The sequence below is a fragment of the Spiroplasma endosymbiont of Halictus nicosiae genome (assembly GCF_978018445.1).
This window is the reverse complement of sequence record NZ_OZ389573.1, coordinates 1646907-1669375: the sequence shown is the minus strand read 5'-3', so window position 1 is coordinate 1669375 and position 22469 is coordinate 1646907. Positions and strand designations below refer to the sequence as shown.

General features: G+C 28.5%; 20 protein-coding genes and 3 pseudogenes. 22 read left to right on the top strand and 1 reads right to left on the bottom strand.

All coding sequences use genetic code 4. The annotated features are described in order from the left end of the window. The first annotated feature begins 93 nt into the window (after window positions 1-93). The 11 genes and pseudogenes from metG (at window position 94) to ACZ91P_RS11270 (ending at window position 10213) form a co-directional block, all read left to right on the top strand. The gene (gene metG / locus ACZ91P_RS11320; RefSeq protein WP_465156203.1) at window positions 94-1674 is read left to right on the top strand and encodes a methionine--tRNA ligase; all 1581 of its coding nucleotides are present in this window, start codon (window positions 94-96) and stop codon (window positions 1672-1674) included. Window positions 1675-1696: 22 nt separating this feature from the next. Beyond that, window positions 1697-3574 carry a tRNA uridine-5-carboxymethylaminomethyl(34) synthesis enzyme MnmG gene (gene mnmG / locus ACZ91P_RS11315; RefSeq protein ID WP_465158991.1) on the top strand — a complete coding sequence of 626 codons (1878 nt, stop codon included), beginning with the start codon at window positions 1697-1699 and terminating at the stop codon, window positions 3572-3574. Window positions 3575-3589: 15 nt separating this feature from the next. After that, on the top strand, window positions 3590-4927 hold the full coding sequence (cysS, locus tag ACZ91P_RS11310; protein WP_465156201.1) for a cysteine--tRNA ligase: 1338 nt from the start codon (window positions 3590-3592) through the stop codon (window positions 4925-4927). A 4-nt stretch (window positions 4928-4931) separates the two neighbouring features. Beyond that, window positions 4932-6226 (top strand): annotated as a pseudogene (gene trmFO / locus ACZ91P_RS11305) (methylenetetrahydrofolate--tRNA-(uracil(54)-C(5))-methyltransferase (FADH(2)-oxidizing) TrmFO). An 83-nt stretch (window positions 6227-6309) separates the two neighbouring features. Continuing rightward, window positions 6310-7044: a 23S rRNA (guanosine(2251)-2'-O)-methyltransferase RlmB gene (rlmB, locus tag ACZ91P_RS11300; RefSeq protein WP_465156199.1), complete on the top strand. Its 735-nt coding sequence runs from the start codon at window positions 6310-6312 to the stop codon at window positions 7042-7044. A 34-nt stretch (window positions 7045-7078) separates the two neighbouring features. Continuing rightward, window positions 7079-7354 (top strand): hypothetical protein, encoded by a 276-nt coding sequence (locus tag ACZ91P_RS11295; RefSeq protein WP_465156197.1) that lies wholly within the window; start codon window positions 7079-7081, stop codon window positions 7352-7354. Window positions 7355-7701: 347 nt separating this feature from the next. Then, on the top strand, window positions 7702-7851 hold the full coding sequence (gene rpmG / locus ACZ91P_RS11290) for a 50S ribosomal protein L33 (protein WP_004028373.1): 150 nt from the start codon (window positions 7702-7704) through the stop codon (window positions 7849-7851). Between the two features lie 11 nt (window positions 7852-7862). Further along, window positions 7863-8300 (top strand): preprotein translocase subunit SecE, encoded by a 438-nt coding sequence (gene secE / locus ACZ91P_RS11285; protein WP_465156195.1) that lies wholly within the window; start codon window positions 7863-7865, stop codon window positions 8298-8300. 31 nt (window positions 8301-8331) lie between these two features. Then, complete coding sequence (gene nusG / locus ACZ91P_RS11280; RefSeq protein WP_465156193.1) at window positions 8332-8985, top strand: transcription termination/antitermination protein NusG; 654 nt, start codon at window positions 8332-8334, stop codon at window positions 8983-8985. Between the two features lie 46 nt (window positions 8986-9031). Further along, window positions 9032-9625, top strand: coding sequence for a DNA-3-methyladenine glycosylase (locus tag ACZ91P_RS11275; RefSeq protein WP_465156191.1), 594 nt, complete (start codon window positions 9032-9034; stop codon window positions 9623-9625). Between the two features lie 9 nt (window positions 9626-9634). Then, window positions 9635-10213, top strand: a complete 579-nt coding sequence (locus ACZ91P_RS11270) for an HNH endonuclease signature motif containing protein (RefSeq protein ID WP_465156189.1) — start codon at window positions 9635-9637, stop codon at window positions 10211-10213. A 35-nt stretch (window positions 10214-10248) separates the two neighbouring features. Here ACZ91P_RS11270 and ACZ91P_RS11265 read toward each other — a convergent pair whose 3' ends face one another. Next, a complete protein-coding gene (locus ACZ91P_RS11265; RefSeq protein ID WP_465158989.1) occupies window positions 10249-10689 on the bottom strand; it encodes an isochorismatase family protein in 441 nt (146 codons plus the stop codon). Window positions 10690-10848: 159 nt separating this feature from the next. Between ACZ91P_RS11265 and rsmG the strand changes: the two genes are divergently transcribed. The 11 genes and pseudogenes from rsmG (at window position 10849) to purB (ending at window position 22460) form a co-directional block, all read left to right on the top strand. Next, window positions 10849-11523, top strand: a complete 675-nt coding sequence (gene rsmG / locus ACZ91P_RS11260) for a 16S rRNA (guanine(527)-N(7))-methyltransferase RsmG (RefSeq protein WP_465156186.1) — start codon at window positions 10849-10851, stop codon at window positions 11521-11523. A gap of 83 nt (window positions 11524-11606) precedes the next feature. Next, the gene (locus tag ACZ91P_RS11255) at window positions 11607-12377 is read left to right on the top strand and encodes a ParA family protein (protein WP_465156184.1); all 771 of its coding nucleotides are present in this window, start codon (window positions 11607-11609) and stop codon (window positions 12375-12377) included. Beyond that, complete coding sequence (locus ACZ91P_RS11250; RefSeq protein WP_465156182.1) at window positions 12367-13263, top strand: ParB/RepB/Spo0J family partition protein; 897 nt, start codon at window positions 12367-12369, stop codon at window positions 13261-13263. Before ACZ91P_RS11255 ends, ACZ91P_RS11250 begins: the two co-directional genes overlap by 11 nt. Window positions 13264-13296: 33 nt before the next feature. Further along, window positions 13297-14397, top strand: a complete 1101-nt coding sequence (gene ychF, locus ACZ91P_RS11245) for a redox-regulated ATPase YchF (protein WP_465156180.1) — start codon at window positions 13297-13299, stop codon at window positions 14395-14397. Window positions 14398-14520: 123 nt separating this feature from the next. Beyond that, window positions 14521-14868, top strand: a pseudogene (locus ACZ91P_RS11240) (2-C-methyl-D-erythritol 2,4-cyclodiphosphate synthase); the annotation flags it as partial. A gap of 26 nt (window positions 14869-14894) precedes the next feature. After that, window positions 14895-16343 (top strand): glutamate--tRNA ligase, encoded by a 1449-nt coding sequence (gene gltX, locus ACZ91P_RS11235; protein WP_465156178.1) that lies wholly within the window; start codon window positions 14895-14897, stop codon window positions 16341-16343. A 7-nt stretch (window positions 16344-16350) separates the two neighbouring features. After that, a complete protein-coding gene (locus tag ACZ91P_RS11230) occupies window positions 16351-17580 on the top strand; it encodes an HD domain-containing protein (RefSeq protein WP_465156175.1) in 1230 nt (409 codons plus the stop codon). A gap of 18 nt (window positions 17581-17598) precedes the next feature. Continuing rightward, on the top strand, window positions 17599-18153 hold the full coding sequence (gene rpoE / locus ACZ91P_RS11225) for a DNA-directed RNA polymerase subunit delta (RefSeq protein ID WP_465156172.1): 555 nt from the start codon (window positions 17599-17601) through the stop codon (window positions 18151-18153). Window positions 18154-18237: 84 nt separating this feature from the next. Further along, a pseudogene (locus ACZ91P_RS11220) lies at window positions 18238-19798 on the top strand (CTP synthase). A 68-nt stretch (window positions 19799-19866) separates the two neighbouring features. Next, window positions 19867-21168, top strand: coding sequence for an adenylosuccinate synthase (locus ACZ91P_RS11215; protein WP_465156169.1), 1302 nt, complete (start codon window positions 19867-19869; stop codon window positions 21166-21168). Continuing rightward, entirely contained in the window at window positions 21168-22460 is a 1293-nt protein-coding gene (purB, locus tag ACZ91P_RS11210; protein WP_465156166.1) for an adenylosuccinate lyase, read from the top strand. Before ACZ91P_RS11215 ends, purB begins: the two co-directional genes overlap by 1 nt. The last annotated feature ends 9 nt before the right edge of the window (window positions 22461-22469 follow it).

The window sequence follows — 22469 nt, the reverse complement described above, 5'->3', positions numbered from 1 at the left end:
GACCTTAATTGTCTTTAAAAAACCCTTATTTTATTGGCAAAAATGCGATATAATTTATATTATTAAAATGTATAACAATGAGAGGGATATATTATGAGTCAAAACAAGAAATTATTTTATGTTACAACCCCAATTTATTATCCAAGTGCGCAATTACATATTGGACATGCATATACTACTACATTAGCTGATATTATTAATCGTTATAAAAAAATGGCTGGTTATGAAACTTTCTTTTTAACAGGCAGCGATGAACATGGTGAAAAAATTGAAAAGAAAGCAAAAGCAGCAGGGGTAACACCATATCAATTTACAACAATGATTGTTTATAATTTTAAATTATTATGAAATAAATTAGGAATTGAATATTCAAAGTTTATTCGTACTACTGATAAAGAGCATGAAGTTGGAGTCCAAAAAATTTTTAGTAAATTATATAATAATGGAGATATTTACTTAGGAGAATATGAAGGTTTATATTGTGTTAGTTGTGAAGAATTTTTAACTGAAGCACAAATTGATAAAGTAACAAACCAGTGCTTAGTTTGTGGTAATAAACCACAAAAAGTAAAGGAAGAAACATATTTTTTTAAAGTCTCAAAATATAGTCAATTTTTAATTAATTATTATAATAATCATCCTGGTTTTATTGAACCAGAACCAAGAAAAAATGAAATGTTAAATAATTTTATTTTACCAGCCTTAACTGATTTATCTGTTACTAGAACAACTTTTTCCTGAGGAATTAAAACCTTAGAAAATGATAAACACATTATTTATGTTTGAATTGATGCATTATCAAATTATTTAACAGCATTAGGTTATTTATCAAATGATGAAACATTATTTAATAAATTTTGAAATAATGAGGATGTTGAGATTTTGCAACTATTAGGAAAAGAAATCGCTCGTTTTCACACGATTTATTGGCCAAGTATGCTAGAAAGTTTAGGGTTACGTCATCCTAATAAACTTTTATCGCATGGTTGAATTTTATTTAAAGATACTAAAATGAGTAAATCAATTGGAAATGTTGTTGATCCATTATATTTAATTGATAAATATGATCGAGATACATTACGGTTTTATTTAGGATATGAAATTCCAACTGAAAATGATGGAAAATTTTCTTATGAAATGTTTTTAGAATCATATAATGCTCATTTAGTTAATAATATAGGGAACTTGGTATCACGAGTAAGTAATATGATTAGTAAATATTTTAATGGTCAGTTAGTAAAACAACAACAATTGGATAATGTGCTAATTAAAAGTTGTATCCAAGCGGTCCAGAATTATCAGCAGGCAATGGATGCTTATCAAATTTCAGCAGGACTAAACATTATTTTGGAATTATGTAATAAGGCGAATAAATATATTGAAGAAAATAAACCTTGAGAGTTAGAAAAAAACGAAAAGATGGAGCAATTATATGAAACTTTAGCAAGTTTAGCTTATACTATTATTGTTAGTGCTTTTTTATTGCAGCCAGTTTTAGTTGATAATGCGCAAAAAATTGCCGATTATTTTAATGTTAATTTAACTGATTTAACATTTGAAACAATTTTAACGCAAGAAATCATTTATAATAAAACAATAGAGAAAAAAGAAAACTTATTTAATCGTGTTAATGTAGAACAAGAATTAAAACAAATTGAAGCAGAATTAAATTAATAAAACTAGTAAAGGAGGGAGTTTAATGAAAAAATATGATGTAATTGTAATTGGTGCTGGTCATGCTGGCGTCGAAGCAAGTTTAGCTGCAGCAAGAATGAAAAAAAAGACATTATTAGTTACTTTGCATAAAGATAAAATTGCATTAATGCCATGTAATCCCTCAATTGGTGGTCCAGCTAAAGGGATTGTTGTTCGTGAAATTGATGCCATTGGTGGTGAAATGGCAAAGGCAGCTGATGCAACAGCTTTACAAATGAAATTATTAAATTCTTCACGTGGTCCTGCTGTATGAGCATTACGCGCTCAATCAGATAAGATTGAATATGCAAAATATATGCAAAAAGTAATTGAAAAGCAAGATAATTTAGATTTATATGAAGGAGCAGTTCAATCTTTATTGGTTGATGATCACAATAATTGCTATGGAGTAATGTTAAAAGATCAAACACAATTTTTTGCAAAAAAAGTTATTTTAACAACAGGAACATATATGCAATCTTTAGTGTTACAAGGAATGACAAAAAAAGCAGAAGGACCTGATGGCGACATTACAACAGCAGGATTATCAACCCAGTTAAAACATTTAGGGTTTGAGTTATTTCGTTTAAAAACTGGTACACCAGCACGTGTTCTTAATACTTCAATTGATTATAGTAAAGCACAACCAGAATCAGGGAGTGATTTGCAACTAGCTTTTTCTTATTCAACAAAAACCTTTACACCGTTACAAGAGCAAGAATTATGTTGATTAATTCATTCAACACCAAAAACACATAATATTGTGCAAAAAAATTTAACAGCATCATCAATGTATTCTGGAAATGTAAAAGGAACAGGGCCACGTTATTGCCCAAGTTTTGAAGATAAAATTGTGCGGTTTGCTGATAAACCACGTCATCAAATTTTCTTAGAGCCAGAATCAAAGAGTTTAAATACAATTTATGTGCAAGGATTTTCAACTTCAATGCCAATTGATGTACAAGAAAAGATGCTACGTTCCTTGCCAGGATTTGAAAATGTTGAAGTTTTAAAATGAGCTTATGCAATTGAATATGATGCAATTGTACCAACACAATTAAAACATACGTTAGAAACAAAAAAAATTAAAAATTTATATACGGCGGGTCAAATTAATGGAACAAGTGGCTATGAAGAAGCTGCTTGCCAAGGTTTAATGGCTGGAATTAATGTTGTTTTAAGTATTGACCAAAAAGAACCTTTCATTTTACGTCGTGACCAAGCTTATATTGGAGTGCTAATTGATGATCTAATTACAAAAGGGACAGAAGAGCCTTACCGCTTATTAACTTCTCGTGCTGAATATCGTTTATTATTGCGTAATGATAATGCTGAAGAACGATTAAAAAATTATGCTTATCAATTTAGTTTAATTGATCAAAAAAGTTGAATTGAATATCAAAATAATGTGCAAAGTTATAATGAAATAATGCAATTGTTAAAAGAAACTTATTTTACGGCAAAATCACCATTAATTCAAAAACTAACTAAATTAGGTGTTGTCAACATTACAGAACGCATTTCTGGTTATAATTTATTAAAACGACCAAATATTGAGTTAAAATATTTAGAGGAGGAGTTACCACCGTTAAATAATTTAAAATCATTTTTAAAACAAAATTTATTAATTAATATTCGTTTTGAAGGATATATTAAAAAAGAACAAGAAATTGCTTTAAAAACAATTAAGTTGGAAAATAAATTAATTCCAGTTAATTTGAATTATGATTTGGTAGATAACTTGGCACTTGAAGCACGAGAAAAATTTAAAAAGATTAGACCAATTTCAATTGGTCAAGCGAATCGAATTTCAGGAATTAATCCAGCTGATATTCAAATGCTGTTATTTCATTTAAAAAATGGAATTGGATGCAAATAGATAAGAGGGTGAAGTATGAAATTATATAATACTTTGACTCGTAATTTTACAGATTATGGTCAAGCAAAAAAAATTAATATTTATGGTTGTGGACCAACTGTCTATAATTACATTCATATCGGTAATGCCCGTGCAATTATTACTGTTGATTTATTAGTTAGTTTTTTACAATTTCAACATATTGAGGTTAATTATATTCAAAATTACACGGATATTGATGATAAGATTATTGCTAAAGCAGCAACAGAACATAAAACTGAACAAGAAATTGCAGAATTTTATATTAAAACTTTTGAAGAAGATGTTTTTAATTTAAATGTTAGAAGACCAGCAAAGCGAGTACGAGTAACAGACCATGTTAAAGATATTATTACTTTTATTCAAAAATTAGTTAAACTTAATGCTGCATATGAAGTTAATGGTAGTGTATATTTTGATATTGCAAAATATCAAGCACAATATGGACAATTAGCTAATAAAAAAATTTCAGAATTAGAAACTAATATTCGAATTGAACATGATGCTAATAAGCATAGTCAATATGATTTTGCTTTATGAAAGCAAACAACCGAAGGAATTTCTTTTCCCTTTTATGATCAAACGGGTAAATTATATCAAGGTCGCCCAGGTTGACATACAGAATGTGCTGTCTTAATTGATAAATTTTTTCATAAAAAAAGAATTGATATTCATGCCGGCGGAATTGATTTAGTTTTTCCTCATCATGAAAATGAACGAATTCAATTTTTAGCAAAAAATAATAAGGAAATTGCAAACATTTGAATGCATAATGGGCATTTAAATGTTGCTAATAAAAAAATGAGTAAATCATTAAATAATACTATTTTAGTTCGTGATTTTATTAAATTATACGGAGCAAATATATTACGTTATTTGTTATATGCGACTAATTATACACAACCATTAAATGTAACAGAAACTTTAATTATTAGTGCACAAGGTGAAATCGAAAAGATTTTTAAAGTCTTAAAAGCAGTAAATTTATATTTAGCTGAATATAACTTAAATTATAATTTAGCACAACATGGTGACAATGTTAAGAAAGTTCTTACTGAGTTAGCAAATAATTTAAATAGTCCAAATGTTTTAACTATTATTAGTAAAATGACTAAAATTATTAATACTCAATTACGTGATAAAAAACTTAATTTGCAACTTGCTAGTGATTTTTATAATATTATTTTTAATATTATGAATTTTAATTTTAAGTTACCAGTGATTAGTGGTGAAATTCGTAAATATTTATTAGAATGAATTAAGTCAAAAAAAAATAAAGATTTTGTCAAAGCAGATGAGCTTCGTAAGGTTTTAGTAGAAAAAGATATTTTGTAACGGAATGAAACAAAAAGAAATTAATATTATTGGTGCTGGGTTAGCAGGTTGTGAAATTGCTTACCAATTAGCAAAACGTGGTTTAAAAGTAAAATTATATGAAGCAAAAACATTATTTAAAAATCCAGTTCAAAAATTAGATACATTTGCAGAATTAGTTTGTTCTAATTCTTTTCGTAGTGTTTCAAGAGAAAATGCAATTGGAATTTTAAAAGAAGAATTAAAGTTATTAAATTCTTTCATTTTAAAAACAGCTTATGATGTTCAAGTTCCTGCTGATGATGCACTTAGTGTTGACCGGGAGTTATTTTCACAAAAAGTTACAGCAACTTTAATAAAACATTCTAATATTACCATTATTTATGATGAATTTATTAAAATAGATCCAAAAAAATTACTATTATTGCTGTTGGACCATTAGTGACAACAAATTTTGCTCTTGAGCTTAAAAAGTTAGTTGGTAAGAAAGTATTGTATTATTATGATGGTTCAGCCCCAATTGTAACAAAAGCTAAAATTGATTTTTCAAAAGCATATTATGGCGCACGACATTCAGAACAAAAAGATTATATTATTTGTCCATTAACAGAAGATGAGTTTAATCAATTACTTACAGAATTAGTAACGGCAAAACGAGTTCCTATTGCAGATTTTGAAAAATATTTTAGAGCTTGTCAACCAATTGAGATTATGGCACAAACATAACGAAAAATTCTTTTGAATGGACCAATGAGTAATAATAATTTACCAGACAAAAATGGTAAGCAGCCATTTGCAGTGATTCAATTACGACAAGATAATGTCATTGATAGTTTATATAATATTGTAGGTTGACAGACGAATTTAACATGGCCAGAACAAAAACAAATTATTACACAATTTATTCCAGGTTTAGCAAAAGTAGATATTGTTCGATATGGAGTTTTACATAAAAATAATTATATTAATTCACCAAAAGTTTTAAATCAATTTTTACAATATAAACAAAATAATAATATTTTTTTTGCTGATCAAATTATTGGGGTAGAAGGTTATTTAGAATCAGCGGCAGCAGGTTTATTATGTGCTTTAAATGTCTATTAATATGTAATGGATTTACCATTAATTAAATTTCCTTCAGAAACTGTATTAGGAGCATTAGTCAACTATGTTACAAATTCAAAACAACGAGATTTAAAACCAATGAAAGCAAATCTTGGCATTATGCCAACTTTAACAACTAAGTTTAAAAATAAACCAGAGAAAAATTTAGCACTTTATTCTCGGGCAATAAAAAAAAAAAAAAAAAGAAACTATTAAAAAATATAAAATTAAATTATAATACTTATAAAGAAATTTATTAATATAGGTTATGAATAATAAAACAGGAAAAGGAAGAAAATATGCAAGTATATATATACATTTACGGAATTAATCCTGTTTTGGAGTCATTACTAAATCCAGCAGTGAAAATTAATAAACTTTATTTATTACCACAAGGGAAAAATAATGATTATTATTTGAAACTAGCTAAAAGTCGTCAAATTAAAGTTGTCTTTTGTTCAACAGATAAAATGACAGCTCTTGTACAAACTAGTAAGCATCAAAGTCTGGTATTGGAAATTTGCAAGCCAGAAAATTATTCATTAACTGCAATAACAACAAAAGCATTACAAAATAGGCATCCATTTTTATTAGTCCTTGATCAAATTTCTGACCCACATAATTTTGGGGCAATTTTGCGTACTTGTGATTTGTTTAATGTTGATGGGGTTATTATTCTAGAAAAACGCCAAGTTGATATTAATGCTACTGTTGTCAAAACCTCTGCAGGTGCTTTTAATTATGTTCCAGTTTGTCGAGTAAATAATTTAACTAATGCAATTGAATATTTAAAAAAACAAGGGTTTTGAATTTATGCAACAAGTTTAACTACAACAGCCCACAATGTAAGTGAATTAAAATATGATACGCCAATTTGTCTAATCGTGGGTAATGAAGGAACAGGGATTAGCGCAAAATTATTAAAGCATTCTGATTTTAATATTTATATTCCAACAACAGGTCATCTTGATTCTTTAAATGTATCGGTTGCTAGTGCTATTTTAATTTATCAAATTAAAATGTTGCAACAATAAAATTTAATTTAGAAAGGATTTGACTATTGTTACGATGAATGAATATGAATTACTTTATTTATTTCAAGAAGGTCATAATCAAACAGCATTATTTAGTTTATATAAATTATATGTACCCTTTCTAGAAGATGTTAAGCGCCGAACTTTTTATAAGTATTTTGGTTTACCAATTGAATTAGCTGATTTAGAAAGTTTAAAGTATTTTTCAGTATTAGAAAGTGCCAAAATGTATAATCCCCATTCGTCAAAAAAATTAAAAGATTTTATTTTTCAACGTTACACATGAGATATTCATAAACAAATTCGTTAATTTTTTAATATAAAAAATAAAGTTTTAAATTATTACATTAAATTAACTAATGAAAATATTACTAATCAAGATGAAAATTTTTCAAATAAAATTGCTTGTTTTGATGAACAAAAACAAATTATTAAAATATTTTATCAACGATTATCACCATTAGAAAAAGAAGTATTTCGGTTATGATTTGCTGGTGAAAATATTTATAATATTCACCACTTATTAGGGTTAAATTATCGGCAAGTTGATAATGCAATGCAACGAATTATGCAAAAAACAAGAGATTTTTACAAAAATAGTTAATTAAATATATGAATATTGTTGTTAATATACTATAATTAATTATGGTGAATATTATGCGCGAAAAGATTATATTAGTATGTTCAGAATGTTTAAATCGAAACTATACAACATTTAAAAACAAAATGACACAAAAAGAACGATTAGAAATAAATAAGTTTTGTAAAACATGTAATAAACATACTAAACATAAAGAAACAAGGTAGAGGTGTTTGCAATGAAAAAAAATGAAAAATCAAAAAAGAATGTTAAAACAGTTTTAACAAAAGAAGAAAAAAAAGCGTTAAAAATTCAAAAGAAAAATGAAAAAGCAGTGCTAATTTTTCAAAAAAAAGCAAGTAAAACAGCACCAATTCAAGTTGGGACAAAAAAAGTAAGCACAACACCAGAGGTTGATGAGAATGGTGAACCAATTAAAAAAGGTCTTTTTAAGCGTAAAAATTCAAATAAAAGTAAAAAAACAAATTGAAAATTAGCTTTTCGTGAATTTCCTGTCAAAATGGCAAAAGAAGTCACAAGAATTCGATGAACAAGTAAGGGTAGTTTAGGACGCAAGTTTTTAATCACAATTTTATTTATTATTGCTTTTGCGGTGTTTTATTTAGTATTAGATTTAGTTTTATATCATTTACTAACTGTTGCTCGCATTATATAATAGATAAGTTTAAAAGGAGTAAAGTAAGGTAATGTTAGGAAAAAACACAATAACAGATGAAATCATTGATAATGATAAAAGTGAAGACAGAGAATCTTTAGAAGATGTTACAAAGTATCCTGGAAAATGATATGTAATTAATTGTTATTCTGGACATGAAGACCGTGTTCGTGATGACTTAATTCAACGGGTAGAATCATTAAATATGAAAGATGTTGTTTTTGATATTAGAGTTGTAAAAGAGATAGTTTCAGCCAAAAAAGGTGGAAAACTAATAGAAAAAGAAAAAAATGTTTATCCAGGTTATATTTTTATTAATATGATTATGAACGATGAAGCTTGATATATTGTTCGGAACACAACAGGGGTTACTGGATTTATTGGCTCATCAGGGCGAGGAACAAAACCTTTTCCTTTAACAGATCAAGAAGCAAGGACAATGCTTTCAAAATCATTGGCAGCTAAAAAAACAGCAACACAGCAAGGGAAAAAAGTTAAAAAAGTATTTGTGGCAAACTTTGGAGTGAATGATTATGTTCGAATTTTATTAGGAACTTTTACTGATATGGAAGGACAAGTAACAAAAATTGACACTTCAAAAGGGATTGCGATAGTAAATTTAGAAATGTTTGGTCGTTTGACACCTACTGAAGTTGAATTTGACCAATGTAAAAAAATTGGTTAGGTTAGCATAGCAAATTAATATTAATTTTTGTTATGCTTTTTTTAAAATGATAAATGTAAACCGTTTAACTGAGGATACTTTTTTTATGCGAAATGCTATTGTTGTTGCACGCGAACTATTAGGAAAATATTTAGTTCGAATTATTGATGGGAAAAAAATTATTTGTAAAATTATTGAAACTGAAGCTTATGATGGACCCGAAGATGATGCTAATCATGGTTTTAATAATAAACGTAGTTCTCGTAATGAAACACTTTTTTGAAAAGGTGGCTTTGCACATGTTTTTCTCATTTATGGGATGTATCATTGTTTTAATATTGTTACTGACCAAGTTGATTTTCCAAGTGCAGTTTTATTACGCGCTGGTGAAATTATTATTGATGAAACTGTTCCTGACTTTGTTTCAACACCACGGTTAGCAAATGGTCCTGGAAAGTTATCACGCTATTTAAAAATTACTAAAGCTGATGATGGACTTTTTTTGCTAGAAAGTTCAGTTTTATATCTTGCTGAAGATACAGCACCAACTGCAATTGAAATTGCAACTACACCACGGGTCAACATTGAGTATGCAACAAATTTTAAATTAAAACCATATCGATTTTATATTACAGATCATAAAGCAGTTTCGAAAAAATAAGAGGTTAAAATGAATAAAGCAAAAAAAGCAGAAACTTGAAAGGTTCACCGGGAATTTCCTTATCTTGAGATTAGCAATATGGGGCGTGTTCGTAATATTGTAACAAAGAAAGTTAAAGAATTAAAGAAGCCAAAAAATACTAATTATTATTTAATTCGTCGTCGTGAAGATGGAAAAACAAAAACAAGGCCATTACATAAGTTGGTTGTTGAGTTATTTATTGGTTCAGTTCCGCCAAATATGACAATTGATCATATTAATGGTAATCCTCGTGATAATCGAGCAGAAAATTTAGAAATTGTTTCAAAACGAGAAAATACAATTCGGCAAATTAGGATGTGATCACATCCGCATAGTTTTTATAATCGAGATCTAGTGGAAGCACATAGTGAGAAACGATGAATGTATCGTGGTGAACTATATAATTGAATTGAAATCTTAAAGCTATTGCATGCTCAAGGAATTATATACTATCAAGTGAAATGAAAAGGAAGTAGTAAAGGGCGAATTGGTCAATTACCAAATGGTGAAACAATTATGCGTGTCAAAAATATTGATTCTAATAATGGTGATGGTGATGATTTTTAAAAAAACTATTATGTTGTTTATTCATAATAGTTTTTTTAAAAAATAATTTGTGGTTTAAGTCCAGCACTAGCATTTAAGTCAATAATACCATGATAGTTTAATTTAATAGCATCAACAAGTGTTGCTGATATGCAAACATCTGTAGCAACACCAACAATGACTAAGTTAGTAATCTTGTGTTCTTGAAGAAATTCATGTAATCCATTTGAAGTATGATTATGACTAAAAAAACCACTGTAGCTATAAAAATCTTGTTGTGTTCCTTTTAAAATAATATGGTTAAATTGCGATGTAGTTAATTTATATAACTCACTGCCAAATGTATTTGCAATGCAATGTGAACCTCATTTAGCAAACGAACAATGATTATTAGGATGAAAATCTTTTGTCGCAATAACTAAATTACCATTCTGATGAAATTCATGAATTAAAGCAACAATTTTTTCATATAATTTTTCTGCTCCTGGAACATATAACGCTCCTTTAGGATCAACAAAGTCATTTTGATAATTAACGACACAATTAAGGCTTTTTTATTCATTTCATAATCCTCTCAATTATTTTTTAAATGTTTATATATTACCATATATATTGTTATAATGTTAAAAGAAATTAAAAATTCTAGGGGGATATTGATGATTAAATTAATTAAAACAGCGCTACCAGAATTAGAAATTACACCTGAGCAAGAAAAACAGTTACAATTATATTATCAATATTTAGTTGAACAAAACCAAATTATGAATTTAACTACAATTATTAATAAAGACGAGATTTATCTTAAACATTTTCTTGATTCAGGATTATTATTAAAAGAATTCTCATTGTGAAAGGAGATGACAGTTAGTGATGTTGGCAGTGGGGCTGGTTTTTCAGGGTTGGTTTTAAAAATTCTTTGCCCAACAATTAAATTAACAATTATTGAAGCATTAGAAAAACGATGCTTATTTTTACAACGATTAGTGATGAAGTTACAATTAAAAAATGTTGAAATTATTCATGCTCGAGCAGAGGAATATAGTCGAGAGCATGCTGAATCTTTTGAACTTGTTGTTTCTTGTGCTGTTACTAATTTAGGGGTGCTTTTAGAATTAGTAGTACGAATGGTTAAAACATCGGGAAGGATTATTTGTTATAAAGGGCCAAATGTTAAGGCTGAATTACAAGCAGCGCAAAAAACTTTATCATTTTTAAATTTAAAATTAGAAAAAATTCAACATGAAACAATTCCACAACTTGGTGAACGGAACATTTGTTATTTTATTAAAACAGAGGCAACTGCAAAACCATATCCTCGTCGGTTTAATTAAATAAAAAAAATTCCAATTGGATAAAGTGTTATATAATAATAATGTATAAAATTATCAAATGCAACGGAACAGAAAGGACAATTATGGGAAAAATTATTGCAATCACAAACCAAAAAGGCGGCGTTGGTAAAACAACAACTTCGATTAACTTAGCGGCCGGATTGGCACGTACTGGACGAAAGATTTTATTAGTGGATATTGATCCCCAAGGAAATGCAACAACGGGGACAGGTGCTAATAAAGAAGAAATTCATGAAAGTATGTATGATGTTTTAGTTGGACAAATCCCATTAAAAAATATTATTATTTCAAATATTATGACTAATGTTGATTTAGCACCAGCAACCATTTCATTAGCGGGAGCAGATATTTATTTAATGGAAAGAACAGAAGATAACCAAAGCATTTTATTAGAGCGGATTAAACCGGTTCGTGATAAGTATGATTTTATTTTAATTGATTGTCCCCCTTCCTTAGGATTAATTAATCGAAACGCACTAGCTTGTGCTGATTCTGTTTTAATTCCAATTCAAGCAGAGTATTATGCTTTAGAAGGTTTAGCACAGTTATTAACAACAATTCATTTTGTACAAAAAATGTTTAATAAAAGTTTAGCAATTGAAGGAATTGTTTTAACAATGTTTGATTCACGAACAAAATTATCATTTGAAGTGATGACAGAAGTTAAAAAATATTTTAATGAAAAAGTTTATCGAACACATATTCCAAGAAATGTTAAAATTAGTGAATCACCATCACATGGTTTGAGTATTTTTGAATATGATAAAGGTGGTGCAGGTGCAGTTGCTTATGAAGAATTAGCGAGAGAGGTGTTGGCAAACAATGGCAAGTAATACTAAGAGTCGATTAAGTTCAAAAGGGTTAGATAAAATTTTTGGTGAAGGAATCAACGAAGTAATTAAAGGGATTGAAAGCAATGATGCATTAAAAGAGACAGCGAATGAAATTGTATTAGCGGAAATTTTTCCTAATCCGCATCAACCCCGCAAAAATTTTAATGAAAAAGAATTAACAGAATTAGCACAGTCAATTAAAGAATATGGTTTAATTCAACCTATTATTGTAAAAAAAACGAATAATGGTTATTATTTAGTTGCCGGAGAGCGTCGTAGTCGGGCTGCCAAATTAGCAGGATTAACAACGATTCCAGCAATTGTTGTTGATTTTAATGATCAGCAGATGAAAGAAGTTGCTTTAATTGAAAACATTCAACGGGTTGATTTAAATTCAATTGAAGAAGCTAATGCTTATAAAGAATTAATTGAGTTACTAGGATTAACCCAAGAAGAATTAGCACAACGAATTGGAAAATCACGAAGTCATGTCACAAATACGATGCGATTATTAAATTTACCAACTGAAGTGCAAACCTTGTTATTAGAAAATAAAGTAACAATGGGGCAAGTTAAACCATTAATTAGTTTAAATGTTGACAAAAATGAATTTAATAATCTTATTAATAAGATTATTAATTTAAATTTAAATGCGCGTCAGGTTGAAGAATTGGTCAAAGAATATAATCCAAAAATAACGAAACCATTAATTGAAAATTCAGAGAAGGATTTATCAAAACGAGCTGTTAATGAATTTTTGGAAAATAAAATAATGCGAAAATTAGGAACAAAAGTAGTTATTGATACTGACAAAATTGTTATCAAGTATACTGGAATTAAAGATTTAAACCGTATTTTAGAATTATTAGGTTTAATTGATGATTAATTAGATGATTAATTAATAGTAAGGAAGAACATAATGGCATTAAAAATGGGAATAGTTGGTTTACCAAACGTTGGTAAATCAACTTTATTTAACGCAATTACAAATTCACAAGTTGAAGCAGCTAATTATCCATTTGCAACAATTAATCCAAATGTTGGGACGGTAGAAGTTCCTGATGAACGAATGGATACTTTAATTACTCTTTGTGCTCCGCACAAAGCAATTCATAGTACCTTTGAATTTTATGATATTGCTGGATTAATTGCGGGAGCTAGTAAAGGTGAAGGTTTAGGAAATGCTTTTTTGCAAAATATTCGCGAAACTGATGCAATTTGTATGGTCATACGTTGTTTTGATAATAAAGATATTACCCACGTTGAAGGAACAATTGATCCAATTCGTGATATTGAAATTATTAATTTAGAATTAATTATTTCTGACCAAGAACAAATTAAAAAACGAATTGATAAAATTAGCAAAAAAGCACAAACTTTAAAACAAAAAGAAGATGTTTTTGAGTATAAATTATTATTAAAGTTAGCAACAGAATTAGAACAAAATAAATTATTAAAAGATTTAACATTATCAGATGATGAACTAAAAGTAGTAAAGAATTTTAATTTATTAACAATTAAACCTTTTATTTATGTTGCTAATGTTGCAGAAAGTGATTTAAACCAACCAGATAATTTTTATGTTAAAACAGTTAAAGAATATGCTCAACAACAAGCAATTGAAGTCGTTGTTATTTGTGCTAAAATTGAAGAAGAATTATCAGCATTAGAACCAGATGATTGGAAATTATTAATGGCTGATTATGGCATTAAAGAAGCTGGTTTAAGTCAATTAATTAAAAAATCTTATGCTTTATTAGGCTTACAAACATTTTTTACTGCTAACAAGCAAGAAGCACGAGCATGGACTTTTAAAAAAGAAGCAACAGCATCAATGTGTGCAGGAATCATTCATTCTGACTTTGAACGTGGTTTTATTCGCGCAGAAGTTTATTCGTATGATGATTTAGTACAATATGGTAGTAAAAAAGCTGTAAAAGAAAATGGTCGGTTACGAAGCGAAGGAAAAACTTATGTTATGCAAGACGGCGATATATGTTTTTTTAAATTTAATGTTTAGGGAGAAATAATAATGCGAATTGGCAATAGTTATGATTTACATAATTTAAAAGTAGGAACTGGTTTTTATTTAGGGGGAATTTTTATTCCATGCCAATACCAAATTTAGGCTGCTTCTGATGGTGATATTTTGTTACATACAATTAGTGAAGCAATTATTGGAGCCTTAGGATTAGGTGATTTAGGAGAATGGTTTGATGAAACAAATAAAAAACTTAATTCACAATTAATTTTAAAAAAAGCATTAACATTAATGACTGAACAGAATTATCAAATTAGTAATATTGATGCATCAATTATTATTGATGAACCACACTTGCAAAAGCATAAAAAAGCAATTAAAACTAATTTACAAAAATTATTACAAATTACGGCTGAAAAAATTAACTTAAAAGCAACAACTACTGAACAAAATTTTCCAAATATTATCCAAAGTTATACAACATTATTACTTTTAAAGCAAAATGATTAAATCAAAAGCTAGAATGGGGGATTAAAATGAAACAAAAAGTCAGATTACGTTACGCACCAAGTCCAACGGGATTTTTACATATTGGTAATACAAGAACAGCATTATTTAATTATTTATTTGCAAAACATTATGATGGTGTTTTTGTTCTACGAATTGAAGATACAGATATTGAACGAAATGTTGAAGGAGCGATTGCGTCACAATTAGATAATTTACGTTGATTAGGAATTGAACCAGATGAAACAATTGATCGCCCAGGGACTTATGGACCATATCGACAATTAGAACGGTTAGAACTTTATCAAAAATATGCACAAAAATTATTAACAACAAAAAAAGCATATTATTGTTTTTGTACACCAGCTGAACTTGAAAAAGACCGTGAAGCACAATTGGCAAAAGGATATCTTTCACCACGTTATAATCGCAAATGTTGACAATTAACTTCTGAACAAATTGCTGAAAAATTAGCAAAACAAACCCCATATAATTTACGTTTTTTCGTTCCTGATGAAGCAAGTTATGATTTTAATGATTTAGTCCGCGGTCCTGTTCATTTTAAAGGAAAAGATCTTGGCGATTGAGTTATTTTAAAATCAAATGGAATTCCAACTTATAATTTTGCGGTCGTAATTGATGATATGTTAATGGAAATTAGTCATGTTGTTCGGGGAGAAGAACATATTTCTAATACACCAAAACAATTAATGATTTACGAAGCATTTAATGCTAAGCCACCAATTTTTGCTCATTTAACCTTAATTGTTAATGAGCAACATAAAAAGTTATCAAAACGAGATAGTCATTTAATGCAATTTATTAGCCAATATTGAACATTAGGATATTTACCAACAGCAATTTTTAATTTTATTAGTTTATTAGGATGATCGCCTCCGGGCACTGTTGAAATTTTTAGTCATGATGAATTAATTAAAATTTTTGATGAAACGCGGTTTAGTAAATCGCCAAGTATGTTTGATGTTAAAAAATTAACTTGAATGAATAATTATTATCTTAAAGCAATGAATGATGAGGATTATCTAACTTTTGTTCGACCTTTTTTAGCAGAAAGCTATGATTTAACAAAAAAAACATCAGAATGAGTAAATATGTTATTATTAATTTATAAAAAAGAACTTCAATATGGGGCAGAAATTGTGACCTTAACAAAACCATTTTTTGAACCAGCAACAAAGTTATCAATGGCAACGCAAGCAGTGTTAACAGAATTGAGCGGTTATGAAGAAATGATAACATCTTTTAAAACAGCGTTAAGTCAATTGCCAGTTTGAGATGAACCAAATATTAAGCAATTAATTAGTAAAATGGGGGAACAATATACTATGAAAGAAAAGAATTTATTTATGCCAATTAGAATTTTTACTTCTCATCAAGAACATGGACCAGAACTAGCCAAGGTTATTTATTTATTAGGGAAAGAAAAAGTAATTAATAATATTACTAAATTACAATAACGAAAAAATGAAATTACCACTAACAATCCGAGATAGTGTTCATGGCGATATTGAAATTAATGAAGAAATTACCGTAAAATTAATTAACACTTTAGAATTTCAACGATTGCGTCGCATTAGTCAATTAGCAGGGGGACAATTTGTTTTTCCAAGTGCGTCGCATACGCGTTTTTCACATTGTATTGGTGTTTATCATTTAGTTAGTAAAATGTTAGAAACAGCAAGTTTTCAAGAAATGTATAGTACGCATAAACGATTATTGGTTAAATTAGCAGGATTACTGCATGATATTGGCCATGGTCCATTTTCACATACATTTGAAATGACTAATCATGTCACAAAACAGAATATTAGTCATGAAAATTATTCGTCTTTATTAATTAAAAATCCAACAACAAATATTAATAAAATCTTAGCGGTTGAATTTAGTTCAGAAGAAATTAATGAACTATGTATGATAATTGAAAGTAGACATCCGGACGGGGTTTTATCATCGTTAGTATCTTCACAATTAGATGCTGACCGAATAGATTATTTATTACGTGATGGACAAACAAGCGGTGTAGATTATAGTCATGTTGATACACAGTGAATTATTCGGCATTTATTTATTAAAGATAAAAAGATTGTTTTTCCGTTAAAAGTACAGTATGCAATTGAATCATTTTTAATTGGCCGGTATCATATGTATAAGCAAATTTATTTACATCCACTAAGCATTGGATTTGATTTAACTTTTCAAATGATGTTCAAACGATTGTATGATTTATATCATAGCAATTATCAATTTAAAAATAAAGTAATAATTACTTTATTAATTCCAGTGTTGGAAGGAAAAATGATGAGTCCAGATCAATATTGTACATTAGATGATTATACATTATTTACATATTTAAAAATGTTAAAAAATGAAAATGATGAAATTTTAGTTACATTAATTGAAATGTTTACGACACGAAATTTTTTGCAAAAAATAAACCCAGCAAAAAGAAATTTCGAAGAAATTAAAAATAATTTGATAAAAAAATATAAAAACCATTATAATTACTTTATGGTTGAATATAACCTAAAACCAATTAAATTATATGATAGTGATACTAAAGCAATTTATATTGATACACCCAAAGGAATTAAATGCATTATGGAAGTTTCAGAAGTCTTAGCATTTAAAAATAATAGTAAAAAGACAGCAACAACAATTTGTTTTTCAATTGGAGAAAAATATGAGAATGATTAATAAGAAAGATTTAAATTAATGAACGATAATATAGAGTTATTAAAATTAGTGTATTCATATTTAAAAAAGAAAAAAAATAGCGATACTTTTGAAAATATTTGAAATGATATTGCATCAAAAAGTGATGTAACAGTTCAAGGAGCCAGCAAAGAAGATGTCATTGCAGAATTATATACTGATTTGGTGTTAGATAATCGTTTTGTGTTGACAAGTGAAGGTATGTGAGGGTTACGTGAATTCTTAAAGTATGATGAAATTAAAAAACAATATGATTATACTGACCAATTTGAAACAACAAAAGAATTTGAAGATATTGATTTAGATGAAGATGATGATGGAGAAGATGAAGAGGAAAATGATGAAGAAGAATCATTAATTGATACTCTTGATTTTGATGATACATTAGATGATGATAACGAGGAAGATGATTTTGTTGAAATAGAAGTTGATGATGATTTAATTGAAAATGATTATTCTATTGATGATGACGATGAAACAGTAGCAGCTAAATTGGGTATTACAGAAGAAATTGACTGAAAAGCTCTTGAAAAAGAAATGGAAGAAAATAATTAATACCAAGATTAAAGAGTGTTAGAAGTGACAACCCTGTTAATTTCTAAACTTTTTTTAATTTGAGGATGAAAGGATGATAAAACAATGGCAAAATATATTTTTGTAACTGGTGGAGTTGTCAGTGGCTTAGGGAAAGGCATTACAGCTTCTTCAATTGGTGTTTTATTAAAAGCAAGTGGATTAAATGTTTTTATGCAAAAATTTGATCCATACTCAATGTTGACCCGTGGTCTAGTTGTAATTTCAATTGCAATTGGTGCTGAAACAGATTTAGATTTAGGACATTATGAACGTTTTATTGATGAAAATTTAACAAAAGAATCAAATATCACTTCAGGACGAATATATAAAAATGTAATTGAAAAAGAACGCCGTGGCCAATATGAAGGTGGGATAGTTCAAGTTGTTCCCCATGTTACTAATGAAATTAAAAAGAAAGTTTATCATGCGGCATCAACATTAAAAACAGATATTATTATTACTGAAATTGGGGGGACAGTTGGGGATATTGAATCGTTGCCTTTTATTGAAGCAATTCGTAAAGTTCGCAAGGAACAAGGACGAGAAAATGTTATTTATATGCATGTTTCATTAGTTTCATATATTGCAGCATCAAAAGAATCAAAGACAAAACCAACGCAACATTCAGTGCGAGAACTATTATCACTAGAGATTCAACCAGATATTGTTGTTGCTCGAACTGAACAAGTTTTAGAGGATAATGTCCTTGAAAAAATTTCGCTATTTTGTAATATTGAAAAAAATAATGTTTTAGTAGCTACTGATGTTGCTAGTATTTATGAAGTACCATTAAAAATGTATGAACAAAATGCTCAAATAGTAATTAGCAAGTTATTAAACTTAAAAGTCACAAAAACTGATATGTCAGGATGAAAACAATTTGTTGAAAAAATTAATCACTCACAAGAAGTAATTGAGATTAAATTAGTTGGAAAATATATTGAGCTTCCAGATGCTTATTTATCAGTTAGTGAATCGTTACGAATTGCTGGATATGAAAATAAGGTTAAAATTAAAATTGATTGAATTAAAGCTGAAGATATTAATAAAAAAAATTATCAACAATTATTAAAAAATGAAAAAGGGATTTTGGTTCCTGGTGGTTTTGAAGGGAAAATTTTAGCATGTCAATTTGCTCGTGAAAATAACATTCCATTCTTCGGAATTTGTTTTGGGATGCAAGCAGCTGTAATTGAATTTGCCCGTAATGTTTGTCACATTCAGGATGCTAATTCTTCAGAATTAACAGAAACAAAAAATGCAATTATTGATATTATTAGTGGCAAGGATAAAACCAATGCTTTAGGAGGAACATTACGCTTAGGTAATTATAAGACAACTTTAGTTCCAAACACATTAGCACATAAGTTATATGGGAAAGATGAGATTTTGGAACGTCATCGCCATCGTTATGAAGTTAATAATGATTTTCGTGAACAATTAGCACAAGCAGGATTAGTATTTAGTGGTCTTTATGCTGAGAAAAAACTTAGTGGAAGTTATTGAAATCCCGAACCATCCTTTTTATCTTGCTGCACAATATCATCCGAAGTTTACTTCTCGGCCAAATAAACCAAATCCATTATTTAATGGTTTTGTGCAAGCAGTAATTAACAATAAATAAGATGAAAAATTTGAAAAAATAGATAGATTTATATTAAGATTAAACCGTAGAAAGGTTGGAAATAAGTTATGAGTGGTACAAATTATCGAACACTAGCGATTGTTGGGAGCCAGTGGGGTGATGAAGGAAAAGGCAAAATTACTGATTATTTTGCTCAACAAGCAGATGTTATTGTTCGTTGAGCTGGTGGTGATAATGCTGGACATACAATTGTCATTAAAGGAACAAAATATAAGTTAAGTATTATTCCTTCTGGTGTTTTTAATAAAAAATCAATTAATGTAATTGGGAATGGTTGTGTTGTTAATTTACGTAAATTAGTTAGTGAAATTAATTATTTACAAGAACATGGTTTTGATTGTAAAAATTTACGAATTAGTGATCGTACCCATTTAATTTTTCCATATCATATGAAAATTGATGAATTGCAAGAAGAGTATCGCCAAAAAGATTCAATTGGAACAACAAAAAAAGGAATTGGTCCTTGTTATCAAGATAAAGCAGAACGAATTGGGATTAGATTAGGTGATTTATTTGATGAAAAAAGATTTTTACAAAAATTAGAAAATAATTTAAAATTTAAAAATGAAGTTTTAACAAAAGTTTTTAATAGTGAAGGATTTGACCCAAAATTAATTTGAAAAGAATATTTCGCGTTATTTCAACAAATTAAAACACTAGTAACTGATACTTCAATTTTAGTTGATAATGCAATTAAAACGCATCAAAAAGTTTTGTTTGAAGGCGCACAAGGAGTAATGTTAGACTTAGATCATGGTACTTATCCTTTTGTTACGTCATCAAATCCAACAGCAGCTTCAATTCCGGTTGGTGTTGGGATTGCACCGCGTTATATTAATAATGTTTTAGGAATTGTTAAAGCATATAATACTCGTGTTGGAACCGGGCCATTTCCATCAGAAATTTTTGGTGAAGTTGAAACATATATTCGTGAAACAGGACGTGAATATGGGACTGTATCGAGGCGTGCGCGCCGAATTGGATGATTTGATGGTATTTTAATGAAACATTCGTTGCGAATTAGTGGTTATACTAGTATGGCAATTATGTTATTAGATGTTTTAACTACTATTAAGGAATTAAAAATTTGTATTGGCTATGAATATCAAGGACAACAAATTGATTATGTTCCAAGTACAATTAAAGAATATGAGATGTGTAAACCAATTTTAATAACAATGCCAGGCTGAGATGAGGACATTAGTAATGTTACAACATTTGAAGATTTATCACATAATGCTCAACAATATTTAATGAAGTTAGAAGAAATCGTTGGTGTTCCAATTAGTTTATTTTCTGTTGGTCCTGACCGTGAACAAACTATTTTAATGAATAAGGAGATTTTTTAATGATTGAACGTTATTTTGTTCCAGAGATTGGAAAAATTTGAAGTGATGAAAATAAATATAATACCTGAGCAAAAGTAGAATTATTGGTTTGTGAAGGATGGACACAATTAGGATTAATTCCCACAACAGATATTGAAAAAATTAAAACTAATTTAACAGTAAACTTACCACGAATGTTAGAACTGGAAGCTGAAACAAAGCATGATGTTGTTGCTTTTACTCGAATGTTATCAGAAACATTGGGACCAGAAAAAAAATGAATTCATTATGGTTTAACATCAACTGATATTGTTGATACTAGTCAAAATTATTTGATTAAAGAATCAAACTATATTGTTAAAAAATATATGCTTGAATTAAAAGAAGCGTTAAAAGAAAAAGCTCTTACTTATAAAAATCAATTAATTATGGGTCGTACCCATGGAATGTTTGCTGAACCAACCTCATTAGGATTAAAATTTTTACTTTGATATGCTGAATTAGAGCGTAATATTACGCGGTTTGATGCTGCAGGTTCAGCAATTGCTGTTGCAAAAATATCAGGTTCAGTTGGTAATTTTGCGCATGTTGAAGTTCAAGTTGAAGAATATGTGGCAAAACAATTAGGGCTAAACCTTGACCCAATTACAACGCAAGTAACATCACGTGATTATCATATTGCATTATTTACAAGTTTTAGTCAAATTGCTAGTTTGTTAGAAAAAATGGCGCTTGAATTTCGCCATTTCCAACGTTCAGAAGTGGCTGAAATTGCGGAAGGATTTAGCAAAAGTCAAAAAGGTTCATCTTCAATGCCACATAAAAAAAATCCAATTAATGCGGAAAATATTGCTGGTTTAGCTCGTTTAGTGCGTAGTAATATAAATGTTACATTTGAAAATAACTTATTATGACATGAACGTGATATTTCCCATAGTAGTAATGAACGAATTATTATTCCCAACACATATCATTTAGTAGTTTATTTATTGAAACGAATGATCGGTGTTATTAATAATTTGGTTGTTAGTCCGGAGAAAATTATTGAACATTTACAACAAGCCAATCAAATTTATTTTAGTCAAGTTGTTTTAACAAATATTTTAAAAGAAACTAATTATTCACGTGAAGAAGTTTATGATTTTATTCAAGAATGTACTTTAATCGCACAACAACAGCAAATTGATTTTAAAAATGTTTTGATTGATAATAATATAGCAAAATATTTAGCCTTACCAAAATTAGAAAAATTATTTGATAACAATTATTTTTTACGAAATATTGAACAGATTTATCAACGAGTGCTAAATTAAAAAAAGGAG